Source organism: Chitinophaga niastensis (assembly GCF_003014755.1).
Taxonomy (GTDB): domain Bacteria; phylum Bacteroidota; class Bacteroidia; order Chitinophagales; family Chitinophagaceae; genus Chitinophaga; species Chitinophaga niastensis.
Genome location: NZ_PYAW01000005.1, coordinates 369,559 through 392,237, shown reverse-complemented (window position 1 = coordinate 392,237; position 22,679 = coordinate 369,559). Strand labels below are relative to the sequence as shown.

Below are 22,679 nucleotides of genomic sequence, written 5' to 3'. Positions count from 1 at the left end.
ACAATACTGCGCAGGATAACCCCGAGCAAGACAATCCCTACCCGGCTCCTACCAGTCTGTATGCGCTGAAATTAATCCAAACGCTTAATCAGCCCTGTCTGCACAGCAACCCAGGCTTCGACCTGTCCGGCATCGTCCCAATAGTTTTTCATTTCGGAGCCAGCTACAATTTTGTTTACTGCAGCTATAGCCTGATTTCTGAGTGCACGTGTACCAATAAGGTTCAGTACATCCAGTTGTTCAAGCGGATCTTCCGGAAAGTCTTCGCTTGGGCGGCCTACGAGCGCTGATACTAATTCAGCCGCAGCCAGTGCCTCTTCGCAATCTGGTACTTCCAGTGTTTCAATGTTGTTAATGATACGGGCTAACGTATCAGTAACCAAACCACCGTCCTTGTTTTCAATCAGGTCAAATATCCAATCCTGTGATCCATCATTTTCAAAATTCCTGGTGCCCCATGCGCCCATAGTGTTTACGGTTTTTTATTTTTTTAGAATAAAGAATAAAATTAAGTGACTCTTCTCACAACAACAAAAACGCTTTATCAGTTCAAACTTCTGAAATCTACCGGTACCAGTTTACTAACCCCGGGCTCCTGCATGGTTACGCCATAGATCACGTCTACTGCGGCCATCGTTTGTTTGTTGTGGGTTACAATAATAAATTGTGAATTGTCGGAAAACTTTCTGATCATATTGGTGAACTTGCCCACATTGGCATCATCCAATGGTGCATCCACTTCATCCAGGATACAGAAAGGAGCCGGTTTAATCAGGTAAATGGCAAACAGCAAAGCCGTTGCGGTGAGGGTTTTCTCTCCTCCGGACAACTGTGTAATGGCAGCCGGACGTTTACCTTTTGGTTTGGCGATGATCTCAATACCGGTATCAGCCAGGTTGGCCGGATCGCTCAGTATCATATCACACTGATCTTCTTCGGTAAACAATGCCTTAAATACCCGGATGAAATTTTCTTTCACCTGGTTAAAAGTATCGAGGAACTTCTGGTTGGCAGTAGATTCTACTTCCTGTATAGTAGCCAGGAGAGAGTCTTTCGCGGATACGAGATCCGTTTTTTGCTCCAGGATAAATTCGTATCTCTTTTTCATTTCCTGGTAAGCTTCAATGGCCGTGGGGTTGATCTCTCCCATATTTTCCATGCGCTTTTTCAGTCTTTCAGCACTACCCTGCAAATCATCTACTGTTAACTCAGAACTGCGTTGCTCATCAATGATTTCATCGAGGTTTACTTTAAACTCCACGCTGAGCCTTTCCTTCATGGAAGCCAGTTGCAGCCGCAGTTCATTCACCTTATCCTTGATCGTATTGAGTTGCAGCTCCAGTTGCTCTTTGGCGCGCTGTTTTGTTCTCAGCGTGCTTTCCAGCTCCTGCAGGTGGTTACGGAAATTGTAGTATTCCTGGTCTTTTTCGTTGAGTGCTTTTTCTTCTTCTTCACGCTGGCGGAATAATTCTACCAGGCCATCGTCTGCATGACTCAGCTTATCTGCCGCAGCTGTGATATTGGCAACGGCATCTTCCAGCTGTGATTTGTTGCTGGTGATCTGTACGTGGAGGTCGGCCAGTTGTTTACGCTTAAACTCCAGTTCCTGCTTCAGCGCCTGCACTTTGCTTTGCTGCCGGGTATGTTGCAGGTTCTGGTTATTAAACTGCACGGTGGCCATGTTAAACTGCTGTTCTGCTTCCTGGGCCATTCTGTCGGCTTCCACAATGCTGTCCTGCAGTTCTCCTACGCGATCGTTCAGATTTTCCAGTTCATCTTTCACGCCGGAAATGCTTTCCTGGTTGGTTTCCAGGGATTGCTGCATTTCTTCCAGTCGCTTATCACCTGCTTCGATGAGGTGATGGAAGTTCTCAATCCTGTTCTGCAGGCCAAACAGCTGGTTATTCAGCTGATTTAACTTTTCGCGGGCAGCATTGATATTATTTTCATTGAGTTGGCTATTGTAGCCTAATACTTCGTTGTGTTTGTCCTGGAGTGCCACCCGTAAACGGCCTACCACTACTTCCAGGTCTTTTATTTCGGCTTCCAGCTTCTCCAGGTTCTTGGCCCTTCCCAACTTTTTGCCTTCGAATAATCCTACGGAACCGCCGCTGATATTGTATTTGCCACGATGCATACGGCCGGATTTCTCTACCAGTAATATGCGCTCGTCGGCCAGCTGGCTGAATTCCAGGCGGGTAATATCTTCTCCTATGAATACTTTGCCCAGCAGGTGTTGTCCCAGTCCTTTGTATTTCTCTTCTATCTCCACCACGTCCAGTGCGGGAATGGTGCCTGGAGGTGCCAGCAGCGGACTGCCATCAAAACGGAACTGATCGAGGATAAAGAAATTGGCTTTCCCTTTTTTGTTGCCGTCCAGCAATTGGATGGCCTGTACCGCTTCACCTACATTATTCACTACATAGTAGCTCAGATATGGCTCCAGCAGGTTTTCCACGCAGGTACGATATTCTTCCTTACAGAAAAATATATCACTCAGAATGGGGGCATTATTATTCCAGTCCGGATTCTTTTTGAGGAATTTGATACTCTCGGGATAGCCTTCCAGGCTGTCTACCAATGATTTTAAGAGATCAAATTCATTCTTTTTGGAATCGAGGGTACGGTTTTCATCTACCAGTTTATCACGGAGGCCTTCGATATCAGATTGGGTAGCGAGGATTTTACCTTTGGTTTCTTCCTGGAAGCGGACCATCTCGTCCAGTTCCGTTTTGCTCCCTGCCAGCGTGTGTTGCAGCGTTTCTTTTTCTGTTTCCAGTTGTGTGATCTGCTGTTGCCGGTTGGTTTTCTCTTCCTGCAGTTGTTGCATGCTGCGTTGCAGGTTGAGCACAGAAGTATCTGCTACCGCTACTTTCTTTTCTGCCTCAAACTGTTGGCGCTGCCAGCGTTGCTGGTCGTTGCGCAATGTTTCGAGCGATTGTTTTTTCTGATGGAAACGTTCCTTCTTCTCCTCCACCATATCGCGGAGGGTTTCCAGTTCATCTGCCATTGTTTCAAACACCTCTCCTTCTTCTTCCACCTGTTTCTCTGTAAATTCGATGGAGGTGGTAAGGCCCTGCAGTTGTCCTTCTGCATTGGCGAGGAAGTCGCTGATATTTTTTTCGCGTTCGCGCAGATATGTGAGCTGCTGACTGGCGAGGTTTTTATCGTTTTCTTTGGTACGGATGGTAGAAACCAGTTCATTGAACGATTTCTGCATCGTTTGCAGTTCCCGTTCTTTGGCTACAAAGTGCAGCTTATCCTGTTCCACTGCTGCTTCTGCCGTCACTATTTCTGTTTCCAGTGCCAGTTTGCGGTCGCTTTCTTCCTGTTGTTTGTCGGACAGGTCTTTGAAAGTAACGTTAAACCCTTCCAGTGCGGCTTTGGCGAGTTCTATACTGATTTCGCGGTATTCCTTTTTTACCTCGTAGTAGCGTTCTGCTTTACGGGCCTGGCTTTCCAGCGTTTTGAGGTTGTTATTGATCTCAAACAAAAGATCCTCAATACGGTTGAGGTCACCTTCAGTCAGGTCCAGCTTGGATTTGGCTTCTTTTTTACGGGTTTTATATATGGAGATACCAGCCGCCTGTTCCAACATACGGCGACGGCTGTTTTCTTTATCCTTGATGATATCATCTACCATCCCAAGTTCAATGATGGCGTAGGAGTCTGTACTCACGCCGGTGTCCATGAACAGGTTATGGATATCTTTCAAACGACAGGCAACGTCATTCAGGCGATATTCGCTATCGCCGTTCTTATAAAATTTACGTGTAATCGTAACCGTAGTAAATTCGGTAGGAAGTACGTTTTTGGTGTTCTCAAATGTGAGGCTTACTTCCGCCATACCGCTGGCAGAGCGGCTTTTGGAGCCATTAAATACAAGTCCGGCCTGGTTGTCGGAACGCAGGTTGCTGATCTTATGCTCGCCGATTACCCAGCGAATGGAGTCGATGATATTACTTTTGCCGCAACCATTTGGTCCTATGACGCCGGTGATACCCTCATCAAAATTCAGGATGGTTTTATCTGCAAAACTTTTAAAGCCTTTAATTTCTAGTGTTTTTAAGCGCACGTCGTACTCCGAGGTTTTTTAAGGCGTCAAAGATATAATTTTACCCGTATCTAAAAGTAATTTAAGTGAGAAGCCATAATATCTGGTATTTATTTATACACAATTACCGGTTATTTGCGCTCCCTCACGGCACACAACAAAAGCCTAAAAGACTGATTATAAATATAGTGAAAAGAATAATTAGAATTTAATTGCCTGTTAGAAAATCGTTTCGCGGAGGGAAGGCCTTCGGCCTTTGTCTTTTCTTTAGCAGGATTAGGCTGATTATTATGATTTTTCTGATTTGATTTCTTTCTGATCATTATCCCATACTAATTTTCTAAAAGATTATTATATGGAGATATAAATATTATTTAGAAGAAGATAAAATCAGGGTAATCATCTAAATCAGCCTAATCCTGCTAAAGAAAAGACAAAGGCCGAAGGCCTTCTCCTAGTTTTATTATCTTTGCCCCTTCAAAACCCATTTACGTTTGCGAACAGAACAGCGGATCAACGACATCAAAAATTTCCTTTATAGTTATCATTTCAGTAACGGCATGCGTACTACCATCAGTGTGGTAGTGCCGTCTATGGTATTTGCAGCATTCGGGGAACTGGGCCTCGGCATAGCCATGTCTATGGGGGCACTGTGTACGGCCCTCAGCGACGTTCCCGGCACCATTATTCATAAACGGAATGGGCTGATCATCAGTACCATACTCATTTTCCTTACTGCACTCGGCACAGGCCTGCTGATGCCATACGCCCTGCCCATGGGGATATGGATAGCCGGTTGCTGCTTTGTTTATGCCATGATGCTGGTATACGGCAATCGTGGTGGAAACATTGGTACGGGCTGTTTGCTGGTAATGGTATCCATACTGGGCGAATCAAAGCTATCGCCGCAATTAACGCTGCTGCACTCGTCCATGGTATTGCTGGGCAGTATCTGGTATGCGACGCTGGCACTGATCCTGTGGCAGATACGGCCTTATCTCAACGTACAGCAGGCATTGGGCGACTGCATCATTCAAACGGCGCGCTACCTGGAAGTACGGGCCAATTTTTATACGCCAGGCGTAAACGTGAATGAGAACTACAAAGCGGTACTATCACAGCAGGTGATTGTAAATGAAAAACAGGAAAATGTGCGGGAGCTGCTGCTGAAAAGACGCTCCGCCCAACAAGGCACTACCAGTATCAACAAAAGCATGGTACTGATTTTCCTGGATATGGTAGACCTCCAGGAACAGATCATGGCCTCGCAAACAGATTATAACGCCTTACAGGCCGATTTCAAAGAAGAGGACATCCTGGAAAAATTTCATACCCTCATCATTGAATTTACCGGTGAGCTAAAAACGATAGGCATGGCCGTGGCAGCAGGTCAGCGTTCCCTGCCCAAAACAAACCTGAAATATGAAATGGAGAAGGTAAAACAGGCCATTGCCGATATTACCATGAAACTCCCTACCCTCAAGGAAAGAACACGTACCATCCCTTTAACCAACATCCTGCAGAACCTGCAGGATATGGCACAACGTATATATAACCTCCATCGGCTTACCCGTTTGGAGCGATTAAAAGATGAAGCCATAGATCCCAAACTGGAGCTATCTAAATTTACCACCAGGCAGAAATATGACTTTGAAACGTTCAAAGATAACCTCACCTTCAAGTCGCATATCTTCCGGCATGCCATCCGCGTGAGCCTGGCTACTGTAACGGGTTACGGCCTGGGCATGGCCCTGCACCTGGACCGGATATACTGGATATTGCTTACCATTATCGTGATATTGAAACCCGGTTTTGGTTTAACAAGATCGCGCAGCATACAACGTTTAATAGGTACCGTTACCGGTGCTTTATTTGCCGCAGGACTACTCTATCTTACGCATAACGGTACTATTATTTTTATCGTCATGTTATTATGTATCCTGGGGGCTTATAGTTTCATGAGTTTCCAGTACACGCTGAGCGTATTTTTTGTGACACCATTTATCATCTTCCTCCTGCATTTTCTGCACCCTTCTGATTTATACAATGCCACACAAAGGGTATTGGATACTTTCATTGGCGGGGGACTGGCATTTTTTGCCAACATGCTGCTATGGCCTACCTGGGAGCACAACTTCCTGCCAGGCTACATGAAAAAGATGATGGTGGCGAACCGGAAATATTTTGAACTGGTAATGCGGGCCTATTCCAATGAAACCGTATCCGTAACAGATTTTAAGCTGGCTCGGAAAGATACGTATGTAACAGCGGCCAATATGATGTCGGCGTTTCAGCGGATGTTATCAGAGCCCAAAAGTAAACAGAAGAATGCTTCACAGGTATATCACTATGTGGTACTTAATCATACACTCACTTCGCACACTGCGGCCCTGGCGGCGTACAGCATGCATCACGGCGTTCATTTCCCCCGGCCTGAATACCGGGAGATCACTGACTACCTGCTGCATTACATGGATCAGCTCACATTAATGACAGATCCGGCTGGCAGTACACCCGCACCACCACCACCACAAGTACACGCCTTTGACCGGCTGGAGGCTCACCTGGAAAACCTGGTGCACCTAAGACAGCAGGAAATCAATGATGGTAAAGGCCCCACGCCAATACGCGATGAAATGCTGGAAACAAAACAGGTGCATGATCAGTTAGTAGCGATATTGTCGCTGGTAAGAGATATGGGGAAGGCGTTGATGAAGTAAATAGTGGGGGAAGGCCTTCGGCCTTTGTCTTTTCTTTAGCAGGATTTGGCTGATTACAATGATTTTTCTGATTTTATTTTCTTTTAAAAGATAACTATAATGTTTTACAATATGTTTTTAGAAAATCAGTAAGCATATTGATTAGAAATAAATAAAATCAGAAAAATCATTGTAATCAGCCTAATCGGGAGAAAGACAATTTCAGCAGCTTGCTGCTGCTTTAATACTTTATCACGGTAAACTGATCCGTTACCGGGTTAATGGCTGCCAGCACACGATCAAAGAACGCCGGGCCTTCCTGTGCATACCAGGGCATAAAGTTTTCTTTACGCTCCTGTAATGAGCCGGCAGGGAATAATTTATTTTTCACCTGACGGATCTGGTCCGTTTGCCAGGCAAATTTTTTCTTTTCAGCACGCAGGAACTTATGTTCCAGTTTACCGATAGATTTTAATGCTTTCTTTCTTTCGGAACCAGTGGTAGCAATGAGTGTTACATCGATACTGCGTGCTTTTACTTCCAGCTCATCAAATAATTTCTCTATAGCCGTGTACTCATCTTTCAATACCAGTGATGCGTTGGTATGTTGCTTCACATAATCATTTACAATATCCTCTGTGTTTTTGAAAAGCGTGGAGACAGAGATACCCAGCTTCTCCATCCGTTGTTGAGAGCCTTCATCAGCCAACAGCAGGGAGTTACGCAGTAACAAAATGGGGAAAGTTACTTTGAAATGAGCGAACAGCTGCTGTAACTCAAGCCAGTAGGCTATTTCACCGCCCCCTCCAATAAAGGCGAGGTTAGGTAAAATGGTTTCCTGGAACATGCCACGCAGGATCACGTTAGGGCTGAAGCGTTCAGGATGTGCTTCCAGCTCTGCTTCTAATGAAGCAGCGTTGAAAGTCAGCGAAGTGTGTAATACTTTCCACTGATCCCCTTCCTGAACAATGCGCTCCCGTATGCCGTCCTGTAAATAAAAAAGATTTATTTCACGGGGATTGGCCTGTACTTTATAATGTGCAGAAATTTTTTCCAGGGTATCATTTACAATAGCATGTGACGACTGATGAAACAATTCATCCTTTATAACGGGGATGTATAAACGTTTCAGCGTGGGATTGTCCGGCACCAGCACTACAAGACCATAGCGGCCAAACAACTCGTGTACCAGGTATAGTGTGGCATCCTGGATAGTACGGTGTTCCAGGTAGGCTTTACGTAGCAATGTGATCAGTTCTTCTGTATGCGGAGCATAGCCTAAAGATTGTTTCACGGTTGTTATCAGCTCTTCCAGTCCTTCCGGCTGCATGCGCCCTACGGCTCCCTGCTGGCTGGTTTGCCAGGTAAGGGTTTTGCCTTCGAGGTAGATGCTGCCCAGTTCTTCCAGGTCATTATCTTCACTGCCCATATAATATACAGGCACAAAGTTGTGCTGCGGATATTGCTGCTTCAGCTCCGTGCAAAGTTTGATGGTTTGCAGGATTTTATACGCAAAGTAGAGATAACCTGTAAAGATATTGGGTTGGTGCGCAGTACACACCGTAAAGGTGTTGGGTTGCAGCAAAGCGGTGATATTGTCCTGCACTGCTTTTACCGGTTCCAGGTCCTGGTATTGCTGCTCCAGCGCCTGTACCAGTGCTGTTCTCGGTGTATCAAAATGCTGCCGGGCCCTGATAGCCGCTGCAAAGTCGGGATGTACAGGAGAATAGGTGTAAAAAGGTCGTATCTGCGGATGTTCTGCTAAAAAATCTGTTACCAGCTGATTGAAATAACCAGTCTTCCCATAAGGAATATACTCCAGCATATAAAGTTGCGAATTACAAATTACCAATTATATTAACCGATGTGGTGCCAATACATCGAAACTTTTGAATGAACGAAGTTAGGTAAATAGTTAATTGCTTTATCAGATTATTGGTTGACCGGCACCACCCAATGTTCTTTGGCTTTCATTTTGACAGGTCATCATTGTAAATATTAATAATTATGAAGATAGCAATATTGGCGCCGGTGGCCTGGCGTACCCCGCCAAGGCATTATGGCCCATGGGAACAGATGGCCTCCAACCTGGCAGAAGGACTGGTGGCAAAAGGCATGGACGTGACTCTTTTTGCTACTGCAGATTCCATTACTTCCGGGAAATTAGCCGCTATTTGTGCCAAAGGATATGCAGAAGATAGCAATGCCGATGCTAAGGTGAACGAGTGTATGCATATCAGTTACCTGATGGAACAAGCCAGGGACTTTGACATCATTCACAATCATTTCGATTTTTTACCCCTCACCTATTCCCGGCTCATTAAAACGCCTATGGTAACAACCATCCATGGGTTCTCTTCTGAAAAAATCTTACCTGTATATCAGCGGTACAATGATATTGGGGCTTATGTATCCATCAGTAATTCGGACCGCCACCATACGCTGCATTACAAGGCCACTGTATATAATGGCATCCGGACTGCCGATTTTGTTTTTGAACCCAACTCCGATAATTACCTGTTGTACTACGGACGCATACATCCGCATAAAGGCACTTATGAAGCTGTACAGATAGCCCTTCAAACCCATCGCCGGCTGATCATAGCAGGTATCATACAGGATGAATCCTACTACAATGAAAAGGTAAAACCTCTTGTTGATAATGATCAGATCAAATATATAGGTGCCGTGGGCGGAAACAAACGCAGCGAATTATTAGGCAAGGCCAGTGCCCTGCTGCATCCTATCAGCTTTAACGAACCTTTTGGTTTGAGTGTGGCTGAAGCCATGCTGTGCGGAACCCCTGTCATCGCCTACAATAAAGGTGCTATGCCAGAATTGATTAAAGATGGCATCACCGGATTCCTTGTCCATAACATCCAGGAAGCCGTTGCCAGTGTGCAGGAGCTTAGTACAATAGACAGATATGCCTGTCACCTGCATGCAAAAGAAAATTTCAGTGCGGAAAAAATGGTAGAAGGGTACCTAAGTATATACAAGGATCTGAATTAAGAATAAAGAAGGCCTTCGGCCTTTGTCTTTTCTTTACCATGATTTTGATGATTAATCTTGATTTTTCTGATTTTATTTTCTTTTAAAAGATATCTATATCGTTTAATAATATGCTTTTAGAAAATCAGTATAGTCATTGATTAGAAAGAACTGAAATCAGAAAAATCAAGATTAATCATCAAAATCATGGTAAAGAAAAGACAAAGGCCGAAGGCCTTACCTCCTACACCCCATCCGCTATAATCTGCGTGAGCAGCTTCTCCAGGTTTACCGTAGCAAAACCGGAAGCATAATCAGATAAGCCGTAAGGGATGATCAGTTCATCATTATGAATCAGAGAACCGCAGGAGTATAGTACGTTGGGAACATATCCTTCGCGTTCATCTTTGTTGGGCATCAGTAAAGGCTCACGTAAGCGGCCAATCTCTTTCCCGGGATTGTCCAGATCCAGCAAACTGGCGCCGATGCAGTAAGTACGCATAGGACCAACACCATGTGTGATAATCAGCCAACCTTCCGGGGTTTCGATGGGCGAGCCGCAATTGCCCACCTGTACAAATTCCCAGGCATATTTAGGTCTTTGAAATATTTGTGGATTTTCCCATATATTGATTTTATCAGAATACATGATGTAACTGTTGATACCATCAATGCGGGAAATCATTACATATTTACCTTTGATCTTACGGGGAAACAGTGCCAGGTTCTTGTTCTGTGCACCTTCGCCGTATAGCGGCATGATCTTGAAATTGTAGAAATCTTTCGTTTGCAACAGCTTAGGCTGAATGGTAATACCATCATAGGCGGTGTAGGTAGCATAATAGGTAATGTTACCATTTTCGCTGGTGTATTTTACAAAGCGGGCATCTTCAATACCTCTGCTTTCCGCATCTGAATAAGGAAATACCACCCGGTCAGAGAGATCCGTATCTAACGAAAAATTCAATTCGTAATAGGAATCTGCCAACCATAAAATTCTTTCCAATGCTTTTTTAAGCAGATGATCTACTGCGTAACGCTGCTGCATTTCCCGGATCACTTTTTTGAGTGCCAGGTACTCAAACTGGTCTTGCAGGCTGTTTTGCACTTCCTTCATCACAGAATCCGGCAATTTGATGGAGGCCGCATTCTGAAAAAAAGTTTGTTTCTGGTACATGGAGTTGCGGATGATTTCTGCTTCATCCACATAATTCCCGGGGGCAATCAGCGAGATAGTGTTGTCTTTATCAATTAGCCCGGACCTGAATGCAATAGATGATACGTGTCCTTCTCCGACTGCACGAAAGCTCATGATAACGCGCTTCTGCCCCTCCTCTAATCCGCTCTGGTCCACATCTTCAATCAGTGATGGATTAAAGAATGCGGCAGATTCTATAGAATATTCATTGGTAAAAAAAGAGCCTGTCAGCAATTTTCTTTTGAGTGACAAACCATCGTAATCGATTTGCAGGCCAGGAAAAAGATGGCGTAACCTGTCTGCATGCCTCTCAAAAATGCGGGTGATATTCCTATGACGACGGGAGAACTCTCTCAGTATAGGCATGATCGTTATGTCTACTTCTGCATCGTTCATGGCGGCTACCAACTGAATGATAGATTTAGCCCTGGCCTCTCCGTTGAAAAAAAATCTGGCTACTACCCGCTTGAGATCAGGATAAATTTTTGTGGTCTTCCGCTCTATTGACAATCGCATGTGTATAGTTTTGTTAAATACTGAATCCGTCCTCCAATACTACGCCCTTTTTTACTACAACAATGCCGTCTTTTACGGTATACTTTTCAAAGTCACCGTCAGATAAGTGTTTGCCTCCTTTAATATGTACGCCGTTTCCAATGCTACAGTTCTTATCAATAATGGCGCGATCAATGATGCAATTTTCCCCGATTCCCATGGAAGGATGCCCCTGCGCTTTCGCTTTTTCAATTTCATCCAGGGTCTGGTAATAATCGCTACCCATAATATAGGTATTGGTGATCACCGAACCTTTGCCGATACGGGTACGGATACCTACCACCACGCGTTCCAACTTGTCTGCCATTATTATACAACCATCTGCGATCATTGTTTTATCCATGGTACCAGAAATTTTTGCAGGGGGCAACATCCGGGCTCTGGAATAGATGGTTTGGGATTCATTAAAGAGGTTAAACAGGGGGATATCGTCTGTTAAGCCGATGTTGGCCTCAAAGAAGGACTGGATATTCCCGATGTCAGTCCAATAGCCTTCATATTGATAGCTGAAGATCTTACGTTTGGCATCAATTGCCTGTGGAATCAGCTGTTTACCGAAATCGGCTGCTTCCGGTTGTTCATTCAGCATGTCAAATAATACCTGCCTGTTGAAGATATAAATACCCATGCTGGCCAGGTAAACACGGCCTTCTTTATGCATTTCTTCACTTACTTCCGATGCCCATGGTGGCAGTGCAGCCTGTGAGGGCTTTTCTGTAAATGAAACGATGGCACCCTGCTCATTTTCCTTCAGAATACCGAAATCAGAAGCATCTTTGCCGCTTACCGGGATAGTAGCAATAGATATTTCCGCACCGGTTTCGATATGGTGACTGATCATCTTTTTGAAATCCATCTGATACAGCTGGTCACCGGATAAGATGAGTATGTATTCAAATTCAAAATTCTCCATATGATGAATACACTGTCTCACTGCATCTGCTGTACCCTGATACCAGGTGGGATTATCGGGGGTTTGTTCTGCCGCCAGGATATCTACAAATCCCTTATCAAAATTGCTGAAGTGATAGGTATTTTTGATGTGTTTGTTGAGCGAAGCGGAATTGAACTGGGTTAATACAAAGATGCGGTTCAGCTCCGCATTCAAGCAATTGGAGATAGGAATATCCACCAGTCTGTATTTACCGGCCAATGGCACCGCAGGTTTGGAACGGCGGCGGGTAAGCGGATATAAGCGGGTGCCGGCGCCGCCTCCGAGAATAATGGATATTACGTCCTTAGTCATATAGTGGAAATTGGTTTTACGAATTCATCATTGTTCTTGAAACGCGTTGTTGGGTATGCCGCCTATCGGGTACAGCATACCAAATTCTAAAGCAGCTGATCTTTTTATACTATTTCATGCTATTATACATATCCAGATATTGTTGTGCTGAACTACCCCAGGAGTGATCTATTCGCATACCCTGCAGGCGTACCGCCTGTAAATGTGTGGTATCGTGATACAGTTCAATCGCTCTTTTTACAGAATAACATACATCCCATACCCCGGCCTGATTAAAACGAATACCAAATCCATTTTTATCGCCAAAATCAACGACGGTATCTTTCAATCCGCCTGTGCTGCGCACCATCGGAACGGTTCCATAACGCAGGGCATATAGCTGGTTAAGGCCACATGGCTCCACACGCGAGGGCATCAGGAGAAAATCGCTACCGGCGTAGATCAGGTGTGATAAAGGTTCGTTATATCCTATGTGTACATTAAAACCATAACTCACTGTTTGCCGGGTTTGTTGTAGCGACCATTCCACATGTGGTTCCCCACTCCCCAGCACCAGGAAATTTACTTCGCCCGGTAATTCATGCAGGGAACGGCTGATGATCTCTGGTAGCAGATCTGCGCCTTTGTCGCCTACCAGTCGGCCTATAAAGGAAATGAGCGGCAGCGACGAATCCAGTCCGAAGCGTTCGCAAAGGCGTTGTTTATTTTCCTGCTTGCCTTCATTTACGGTATCTATATCGTAATTCAGGGGCAACATAGTATCTATCGACGGGTCCCATACCAGTGTATCAATACCGTTGAGGATACCGATGGTTTTGCCCCGTTCGTGACTGATAAGGCTTTCCAGGCCATTGGCATTGGAGAACAGCTCTTCCAGGTAACCTGGTGACACGGTGGTAACGCGCCACGCACATTTGATAGCTGCTGCCAGCGGATTGATGGCGCCACCCCAATCCAGCAAGCCCGACTTCCACAAATCGAACGAAGGAATGAGATAGAGCTTATCCCAACCAAACTGGCCCTGGTACTGTGCATTATGAATGGTTAACACAGATGGCACTTCTTTCAAACGGGTATATTTATAACCGTAGCTGAGTAAAAACGGAATTAAACCGGTGTGGTGATCATGACAATGGATCACATCCGGCAGGTGCTGCCACTCGTTGATCCAGTCCAGCACTGCTATCTGAAAAGCCAGGAAACGTTCTGTATCATTAGGGTAACCATATACACCGGGCGTGTCCAGCAAACCCGGGATATCTACCAGGTACAGGTCGAATCCCAGTTCATTACTGCGTTCTTTTAATACATTGAAATGGTACCAGTCGTGGCCCAGCCACATTCCGGCCTGATGTACCACATCAAATTCATGCGTTTCGAAATACTTGGTTCTGTAGGCCGGTATCACCACTTTGGCAATACTCCCCAGCTGATGCTGATATTTGGGCAACGCTCCAACCACATCACCTAGTCCACCTACTTTGGCTACCGGGTAACATTCCGCGCTAATGTGTAAAATCTCCATGCTAAATAATTGATAATCTTTATTAAGTTAACGTGGAAAAATAAGAAAACAAAGGGAAGGGCATATTTTATTTTTGGATAGCTTTTAGCTGTTAGTATTTAGCTGTTAGTTTAGCGGAGGGCCATTAGCGGATGGCTTTTAGCTGTTAGTTTAGCGGAGGAGCCATTAGCGGATAGCTTTTCTTATATTTGTTTTCTATTAATCGCTTCATACTAACAGCTAAATGCTAACAGCTAACAGCTGAATTGATTGTCATGTAAAATCTCATCACATGGATTTTGGCCGCGTTTCACCCGCTGAACTGGAGGACCTCGATTTTAAATTACCGGCAGAACCGTTATTTAATAAGCAAATATTAAAGGGGAAGCCTGTAAAAAAGCCACTGGCATATCTTGGCTGCGCCAAATGGGGCCGCAAGGAATGGATCGGGAAGATATACCCCAAAGGCACTAAGGACGCTAATTTTCTGGAAGAATATGTGCATCATTTTAATAGCATAGAGCTGAATGCTACGCATTACCAGATATACGGACCGGAAACCATTGCAAAATGGGGTACTAAAGCACAGGGACTGGATTTTAAATTCTGCCCTAAAGTACCGCAATCTATCAGTCACTACAGCAACCTGGTGAGTGCCGGCGACAAAACCACCGCTTTCCTGGAAGGCGTGCTGGCCTTTGGGCAGCACCTGGGGCCTATCTTTTTACAGTTGAGTGATAAATATGGTCCGGCCAAACGGTCATACCTATACGAATACCTGGCCTCCCTGCCTACTGACCTGCAATTTTTTGTAGAGCTGCGCCACCGGCAATGGTATGGAGATGAGGCCATCCGCCTGGAGCTCTTTGAAAAACTCCGGGAACTCAATGTTGGCGCCATTATCACTGATACCGCCGGCAGAAGGGATGTAGCGCATATGCATCTGACCATTCCAAAAATATTTATCCGTTTTGTTGGTAACAGTCTGCACCCTACGGATTATACCCGCATTGACGACTGGGCCAATCGTATCAAATACTGGCTGGACCACGGTTTGAAAGAAGTGTATTTTTTTATGCATATGCATGATGAAGCTAAATCGCCGGAACTGGCAGTATACCTGATAGACAAGCTGGAAGCGGTTTGTGGCCTGCAGGTAAAAAAGCCTCAATTTATAAAGGATTAGTTTGCGCCTTTGCGTGAAATTATTTAAAAAGCCGGACTGAAATATTAATTTCGCCTTTTCAAAACCGGGACATTCATGATGCGCGACAAGCTGGAGCAATTGGCCAAAAAACTGGAAGGCACGCTTTATACAGACGATACCATGCGAACACTATATGCCACCGATGCGTCGGCATACCGTGAAATGCCGCTGGCAGTGGCTATTCCACAGCATATTGGTGACCTGAAGACATTAATCAGCTTTGCGCGTGAAAATAAAACCTCCCTGATTCCGCGTACAGCCGGCACCTCCCTGGCAGGACAGGTAGTAGGTAATGGGATCATCACCGATGTGTCCCGCAACTTCACTAAAATACTGGAACTTAATACAGCAGAAAACTGGGTACGTGTACAACCGGGCGTCATCCGCGATGAGCTGAACATGTTCCTGAAACCCCATGGTTTCTACTTCGGGCCGGAAACCTCCACCGCTAACCGCGCCATGATAGGTGGTATGGTGGGCAATAACTCCTGCGGTTCCAACTCCGTGGTATATGGCAGCACCCGCGAACACCTCCTGGAAGTAAAAGCCCTGCTGAGCAACGGCGAAGAAGTAACCTTCGGCATCCTGGATCCGGAAACCTTTCACCAGAAATGCGAAGGCCCTGATACCCTGGAAACCCGCATCTATAAACAGATACGGACCAGTCTGAGTAATCATAGTTACCAGGACGAGATCCGGAAAGAATTTCCAAAGAAAAGCATCCCGCGCCGCAACACCGGCTACGCCGTGGATATGTTGCTGGATACCGCGCCCTTCACCACCGGTACGGAAGATTTCAACTTCTGTAAGCTGATAGCAGGTTCTGAAGGCACACTCGCTTTTTTAACAGAGATAAAACTACATATAGACCCGCTCCCACCAAAGGAAGTCGGGCTTTTATGCATTCACTTCAACAGTATTGATGAATCGCTCCGCGCCAATGTAATGGTGATGGAATATAAGCCCAGCGCCAGCGAGCTGATTGATCACTACATCCTGGAATGCACAAAGGATAATATTGAACAAAGCAAAAACCGCTTTTTTGTACAGGGAGATCCCGGTGCTATCCTGGTAGTAGAATTTTGCCGGAACACCCGGGAAGAGATCATCGAAATAACGGGTAAGGTGGAAGCCACGCTGCGCGCTGCAGGACTGGGATTGCACTTCCCCCTCCTCTTTGGCGACGACAGCAAAAAGATCTGGGCCCTGCGCAAAGCTGGTCTGGGCCTGCTCAGCAACCTGCCCGGAGATGAAAAAGCAGTACCGGTAATTGAAGATACTGCCGTAGCAGTAGAAGATTTACCAGCTTTTATCCGCGATTTTAATGAGATATTAAAAGAATACGATCTATACGCTGTGCACTATGCACACGCAGGTAGCGGCGAAATTCACCTGCGCCCTATCATCAATTTAAAAACCGAAGCGGGCAATTTATTATTCCGCAAAATTGCGGAAGAAATTGCCACCCTAGTAAAAAAATACCATGGCTCACTCAGTGGAGAACATGGTGATGGCAGGCTGCGGGGCGAATTTATCAAACAAATGGTAGGTGATAAAAACTACGAACTGCTGCGTCAGATTAAATACACCTGGGATCCGGAGAATATTTTCAATCCCAACAAAATCGTAGACACACCGTCTATGAATAGTATGTTGCGCTATGAACCCGGACAAAAAACACCGGAACTAAAGACCATCTTTCATTTCCCGGAACAAACCATGCTGCAGCATGCCGAACAGTGCAACGGTTCCGGCGATTGCCGCAAAACGGAGCTGAGTGGCGGCACTATGTGCCCCAGCTACATGGCTACCCGCAATGAAAAAGATACGACCCGGGCCAGGGCTAATATCCTGCGCGAGTTCCTTACCCATTCCAACAAACAAAACCGTTTTGATCATAAAGAGATTTATGAGGTGCTGGATCTTTGTCTCGCTTGCAAGGGCTGTAAATCAGAATGCCCTTCTAACGTAGATATGGCCAAGCTGAAGATGGAATTCCTGCAGCATTATTACGATGCCAACGGTGTGCCTTTCCGCTCAAAACTAATTGGTAATTTCTCCAAGCTCTCTGCTCTGGCGGCGCTTACGCCAGGCATTTACAATGCACTGATCAAAAACAACTTCACCGGTGGCATCATCCGCAAGCTTTCCGGCTTTGCAGCAAAACGTTCCCTGCCTGGTATGCATAACATTACCTTACGGAAATGGTTCTACGAAAAATGGCCACAGGAAAAGAAAGGGCCTGTGGGTACCAAAAAGGTGTACCTGTTTTGCGATGAGTTTACCAACTACAATGATACTGCTATCGGCATCAAAGCGGTGCAGTTGCTGCATCGCCTGGGTTATGATGTACAAATGACGGAACACCCTGAAAGTGCCCGTGCATATATGTCTAAGGGATTGCTGCGTAAAGCGCGCGATATTGCAGAAAACAATGTTCGTATATTCAGTACCGTTATCAACGAAAATATTCCTTTACTCGGTGTAGAACCTTCTGCCATCCTTAGTTTCCGTGATGAATATCCTGACCTGGTGCGTGAAAACCTGCGTCAGCAGGCAAAAGACCTCGCCAGAAATGTGTTCCTGGTAGATGAATTTTTAGCCGCCGAGGCAGATAAAGGCAATGTAACGGCCGCACAATTTACCGGCAGCAAGCAGCATATCAAGCTGCATGGCCACTGTCAGCAGAAAGCATTGTCCTCTGCGCTGCACAGCAAAAAGATTTTATCGCTGCCACAAAACTATACGGTGGAAGTAATTCCTTCCGGTTGTTGTGGTATGGCCGGCTCTTTCGGCTATGAAAAAGAGCATTACGATCTGAGTATGCAAATAGGTGAGCTGGTATTATTTCCGGCGGTGCGTAGTGCTGCAGCAGACACTATCATTGCGGCACCGGGCACCAGTTGCCGGCACCAGGTGAAAGATGGTACCGGTGTGAAGGCGCTGCATCCGATTGAGATATTGTATAATAGTTTGGTGTAGGGGTTTTATGATTAAATGAAAATGTCTGAACTGTGATTTTTATGATTAGTGTGATTATCCTGATTAGCGAAGATTTTAGCGGATATTGTCTGAACCAGGATTTTTAGGATTGAATGGATTACCCTGATGGGTGCCGAAGATTATAGTGAAGATATACGCGTATATTTTCCAAATCAAATAACATAACATCCATCAGGGTAATCCATTCAATCCTAAAAATCCTGGTTCAGACAATATCCGCTAAAATCTTCGCTAATCAGGATAATCACGCTAATCATAAAAATCACAGTTCAGATTTTCCCCGTATACAACATCGTTTCATAATGAAATTTCACCATTCCCTGCTCCTGGTATCTTTGAAATAACTCTTCCAAAGCCTTCATCATAGTGTCGTAAGAAGGATGTTCCTTTTCGGGTATGTAAGAAGAAGAAAGTAATCTGCCTTTTAGTGCGGCGAAATCAAAGATTTGTGCGTTGCTGAAGGCTTTCTCTTTGAAGGTGCCTTGTGTAAAAAAAGTAGCTAACTGTGACGCCCCTACGTTTCTATGTTGCATGTCTTTATAATCGGTACCAAATTGATGCAGTAATTTATCATATCCCTTTTCAAAAGGCAATGCCGTTTGCCTTACATTCCACATCAGTACCACATAGGCATCTTTACTGGCAATCCGCTGAAACTCTTTCCTGGTTGCACTTTGCTCAAACCAGTGAAAGGCGGTGCCGGCAACGATCAGATCAATAGAAGCATCGGGTAAAGTGGTACGTTCAGCCGTACCCGTTATAGCAGTGTAGCCAGGATAGCGCTGCAGTAATTTTTCAGACATCTCCCTCATTTCCCTGTTGGGTTCAACAGCAAATACTTTGTTGCCATTATCCAGGAAAGGTTGTGCAGAGATGCCCGTACCTGCGCCGATATCGGCAACCACTGTGTGGTGCGACAATCCGGCTTCCTGTTGCAGGAAAGGAATGATGGCCGCAGGATAATGTGGCCTGTATTTTACATAGTTGTCTACGCGGCTGCTGAAGCGTTCCGTATTTTTCATGGGTAATGAAGTTAGGTTATTCTCCCAGACCATGTGGTTTCTTGTCCTCATTACCATGTGCTTCCAGATCGGCCAGTTTCTTTTTACCGTAAGACATTTTTGTGATGAGCACATATAATACAGGCACTGAGAAAATGCCCAGCATTGTAGCTGCCAGCATCCCCCCTACTACGGTAAAACCTATATTAACACGGGAGGCCGCACCTGCCCCTTTTGCCAGGCATAGTGGCATTACCCCCAGTATAAATGCAAAAGAAGTCATGAGAATGGGTCGCAAACGCAGTTTCACTGCTTCCAGCGTAGCGTCCAGGAGTGGCATACCTCTGTCTACACGCTCTTTGCAGAATTCCACGATCAGGATGGCATTTTTAGCCGCCAGCCCGATCAGGGTTATTAAACCGATCTGTGAGTATACGCTATTCGCTTGTTTTGTTAATGTTAATGCCAGGATAGAACCAAATAAGGCGATTGGTACCGCCAGCAGTACGGAGAACGGCACCGACCAACTTTCGTATAAGGCGGTGAGCAGGAGGAATACAAACAAAATAGATAAAGCAAAGATCAGTACACTACTGTTACCTGCCTGAATTTCCTGCAACGACACATTGGCCCATTCGTAACCAAAGTTTTCGGGGAGTACATTGGCGGCGACTTCTTTCAGTGCACTAATGGCATCTCCACTGCTATATCCCGTCTTACTATCTCCATCAATTTCTACTGAACGATACAGGTTAAAGTGATTGATTACCGGTGCACCGGCGGTCTTTTTAGTGGTAATGAGCGCGCTGAGTGGCACCATACTCCCGGTAGCATTCCTGACATAATATGTGTTCAGGTTATTAATGCTGGTACGGTATAAAGAATCTGCCTGCAACACCACGCGGAAGCTGCGGCTGAACTTAGTAAAATCATTGACATACAGGCCGCCGAGGAAAGTTTGTAGTGCGTTGAATACATCGCTTACGGCTACACCGAGTTGTTTACATTTATCACGGTCTACCTCCACATTGAATTGTGGGGTATTGGCACTGAAGAAGGCATATGCCCTGGCTATTTCCGGCCGTTGATTGGCGGCCTGGAGGAACTGTCCCATTACCTGCAGAAACTGCTGTATATCCGGATTACTTTTTTGCTCCAGGATAAACGAGAAACCACCCGAGGTACCTAGTCCACGCAGTGTAGGTGCAGGGATACAAATAATATTGGCTCCGATAATATGGCTGGTAGCCCCTTGTATACGCCCAAGCACCGTATTGATATTGTCTCCGTGCAATAAGCGTTCATCCCACGGCTTGAGACTTACAAAAAAAGTTCCTGAATTAGGTTTTGTAGCGTTTGCCACAAAGTTAATACCGGTGATGCCGAAGAAATGTATGACTGCACTATCTTTCAATAAAATATCGCTGATCTCTGCCACCACCTCTCTGGTTCTTTCAGTGGAAGATGCTTCCGGCAGCTCCAGTGCTATGAATAAGGCACCCATATCTTCCTGGGGTACAAAAGTAGTAGGGGTTTTCTTAAACAGATAAAAGGCCACTACGAAAATGATTCCCAGGAGCACCAATACCACCGGCGTTTTACGAACAGCAAACATAACTCCTCTTCCATAGCGGTTGGTTACCCTGGCAAACCATTCATTGAATTTGAAAAAGATTTTATTGAGTCCATGAGATTTTTTAGAAAGATGTGCAGGCCGCAATAAAATGGCGGTCAGTGCAGGCGTAAACGTTAGTGCCAGGAAAGCAGATATCAATACAGAGATCGCAATGGTTAAAGCGAACTGTTGATAGAGTCGTCCGCTTACACCCGGAATAAATGCTACCGGCACAAACACCGCCGCCAGTATGAGGGCAATAGCAATTACCGGTCCCTGCACTTCCGACATGGCTTTGTAGGTAGCTTCCCGCGGGGACATCAAATCCGCATCAATATGATGCTGTACCGCCTCCACCACCACTATAGCATCATCCACCACAATACCGATAGCGAGTACAAAACCAAACAGCGTAAGGGTATTGATAGAAAATCCCAGTAGCTGAAAGAAGATAAAAGTACCTATCAGTGAAATGGGAATAACCAATATAGGAATGAGTGTGGCCCGCCAGTTCTGGAGGAACACAAATACTACAATCACTACCAGTATCAGCGCTTCTATAAAGGTTTGAATTACTTCTTTGATAGAAATCTTTACGAAAGAAGTGGTTTCAAATGGTATCAGCCAGTTTACATCTTCCGGAAAAGATTTTGCCAGCAGATTCATTTTAGCAATTACCAGGTCATTTACATCCAGTGCGTTGGCGCCGGGTGAGAGGTAGATAGCCATCCCGCTACCTGTTTTACCATCTGCTTTTGCTTCAATGGCGTAGGTAAATGAGCCGAGGGTGATACGTGCCACATCCCGCAGGCGTACCAGGCTCCCGTTTTTGCTGGTAGCCACCACCACGTTACCAAATTCTTCGGAGGTAGCCAACCGGCCCCTTACGCTTACGGTATATTCAAATGCCTGTGAGCTGGCCATGGGCGGTGCTCCAACGCTACCGGCAGGCACCTGTTGGTTCTGCTCTGTAATAGCCCGCGCAATATCTCCGGCCGTAAGTCCCAATGAAGCCATCTTATCAGGATTCAGCCAGATACGCATACTGTAATCCTGCGAAAAAGCATTTACGTCCCCTACCCCGGAAATACGTGCCAGCTCGGGTTTAAGGAATATATTCATGTAGTTGTCCAGGAACTCACGGGTATGTTTTCCTTTGGGTGAGTTCAGTGCAATTACCATTAACATGTCGTTGGAACGCTTCTTAACGGTAACGCCTACACGACGTACTTCGTCCGGTGTACTCGGCAACGCCAGGCTTACACGGTTCTGCACATCGAGCGTAGCAATATCGGGGTTGGTACCCAGCTTAAAAGTGACTGTGATGCCCATAGAGCCATCGTTGGCACTTACAGACTGTATATACATGGCACCGGGGGTACCGTTTACCTGATTTTCTATAGGTGTGGTGACTGTTTCTTCTACCGTAGTGGAGTTGGCGCCCACATAGCTGGCCCTTACATCTGTTACCGGCGGTGCTATATCGGGTAACTGGGCAATGGGCAGGTTAATCATACAAATGAGCCCTACAATCACAATGATGATAGCAATTACGATCGTAGTATTCTTGCGCTCTATAAATGTTTTTGAGATCATACTGTGATAG

The 22,679-nt window shown here is 45.5% G+C and carries 12 protein-coding genes; 4 read left to right on the top strand and 8 right to left on the bottom strand.

All coding sequences use genetic code 11. The features are described 5' to 3' along the window. Positions 1 to 71: 71 nt before the first annotated feature. Both CLV51_RS22580 and smc read right to left on the bottom strand, forming a co-directional pair. Complete coding sequence (locus CLV51_RS22580) at positions 72 to 467, bottom strand: DUF4259 domain-containing protein (protein ID WP_106530354.1); 396 nt, start codon at positions 465 to 467, stop codon at positions 72 to 74. Between the two features lie 77 nt (positions 468 to 544). Continuing rightward, positions 545 to 4,075 (bottom strand): chromosome segregation protein SMC, encoded by a 3,531-nt coding sequence (smc, locus tag CLV51_RS22575; RefSeq protein WP_106530353.1) that lies wholly within the window; start codon positions 4,073 to 4,075, stop codon positions 545 to 547. Positions 4,076 to 4,548: 473 nt separating this feature from the next. On the opposite strand from smc, the gene CLV51_RS22570 reads away from it, so the two are divergent. Next, a complete protein-coding gene (locus CLV51_RS22570; protein WP_146151354.1) occupies positions 4,549 to 6,774 on the top strand; it encodes an FUSC family protein in 2,226 nt (741 codons plus the stop codon). A 220-nt stretch (positions 6,775 to 6,994) separates the two neighbouring features. Here CLV51_RS22570 and bshC read toward each other — a convergent pair whose 3' ends face one another. Further along, positions 6,995 to 8,578 carry a bacillithiol biosynthesis cysteine-adding enzyme BshC gene (bshC, locus tag CLV51_RS22565; RefSeq protein ID WP_106530351.1) on the bottom strand — a complete coding sequence of 528 codons (1,584 nt, stop codon included), beginning with the start codon at positions 8,576 to 8,578 and terminating at the stop codon, positions 6,995 to 6,997. 182 nt (positions 8,579 to 8,760) lie between these two features. On the opposite strand from bshC, the gene CLV51_RS22560 reads away from it, so the two are divergent. Next, the gene (locus CLV51_RS22560; protein WP_106530350.1) at positions 8,761 to 9,765 is read left to right on the top strand and encodes a glycosyltransferase family 4 protein; all 1,005 of its coding nucleotides are present in this window, start codon (positions 8,761 to 8,763) and stop codon (positions 9,763 to 9,765) included. A gap of 223 nt (positions 9,766 to 9,988) precedes the next feature. Here the strand turns inward: CLV51_RS22560 and CLV51_RS22555 are convergent, their stop codons facing one another. From CLV51_RS22555 to CLV51_RS22545, 3 genes are all read right to left on the bottom strand, one after another. Then, a complete protein-coding gene (locus CLV51_RS22555) occupies positions 9,989 to 11,458 on the bottom strand; it encodes a glycoside hydrolase family 130 protein (RefSeq protein WP_106530349.1) in 1,470 nt (489 codons plus the stop codon). Between the two features lie 13 nt (positions 11,459 to 11,471). Next, positions 11,472 to 12,743, bottom strand: a complete 1,272-nt coding sequence (locus CLV51_RS22550; protein ID WP_106530348.1) for a glucose-1-phosphate adenylyltransferase — start codon at positions 12,741 to 12,743, stop codon at positions 11,472 to 11,474. 109 nt (positions 12,744 to 12,852) lie between these two features. Continuing rightward, positions 12,853 to 14,268 (bottom strand): glycogen synthase, encoded by a 1,416-nt coding sequence (locus tag CLV51_RS22545; protein WP_106530347.1) that lies wholly within the window; start codon positions 14,266 to 14,268, stop codon positions 12,853 to 12,855. 271 nt (positions 14,269 to 14,539) lie between these two features. Here CLV51_RS22545 and CLV51_RS22540 point away from each other — a divergent pair, with 271 nt between their 5' ends. Both CLV51_RS22540 and CLV51_RS22535 read left to right on the top strand, forming a co-directional pair. After that, positions 14,540 to 15,433: a DUF72 domain-containing protein gene (locus tag CLV51_RS22540; RefSeq protein ID WP_106530346.1), complete on the top strand. Its 894-nt coding sequence runs from the start codon at positions 14,540 to 14,542 to the stop codon at positions 15,431 to 15,433. 75 nt (positions 15,434 to 15,508) lie between these two features. Beyond that, positions 15,509 to 18,436 (top strand): FAD-binding and (Fe-S)-binding domain-containing protein, encoded by a 2,928-nt coding sequence (locus CLV51_RS22535; RefSeq protein WP_245898895.1) that lies wholly within the window; start codon positions 15,509 to 15,511, stop codon positions 18,434 to 18,436. 290 nt (positions 18,437 to 18,726) lie between these two features. Here the strand turns inward: CLV51_RS22535 and CLV51_RS22530 are convergent, their stop codons facing one another. Further along, entirely contained in the window at positions 18,727 to 19,479 is a 753-nt protein-coding gene (locus tag CLV51_RS22530) for a class I SAM-dependent methyltransferase (protein ID WP_106530345.1), read from the bottom strand. Between the two features lie 16 nt (positions 19,480 to 19,495). Next, complete coding sequence (locus CLV51_RS22525; RefSeq protein ID WP_106530344.1) at positions 19,496 to 22,669, bottom strand: efflux RND transporter permease subunit; 3,174 nt, start codon at positions 22,667 to 22,669, stop codon at positions 19,496 to 19,498. Positions 22,670 to 22,679 lie beyond the last annotated feature (10 nt).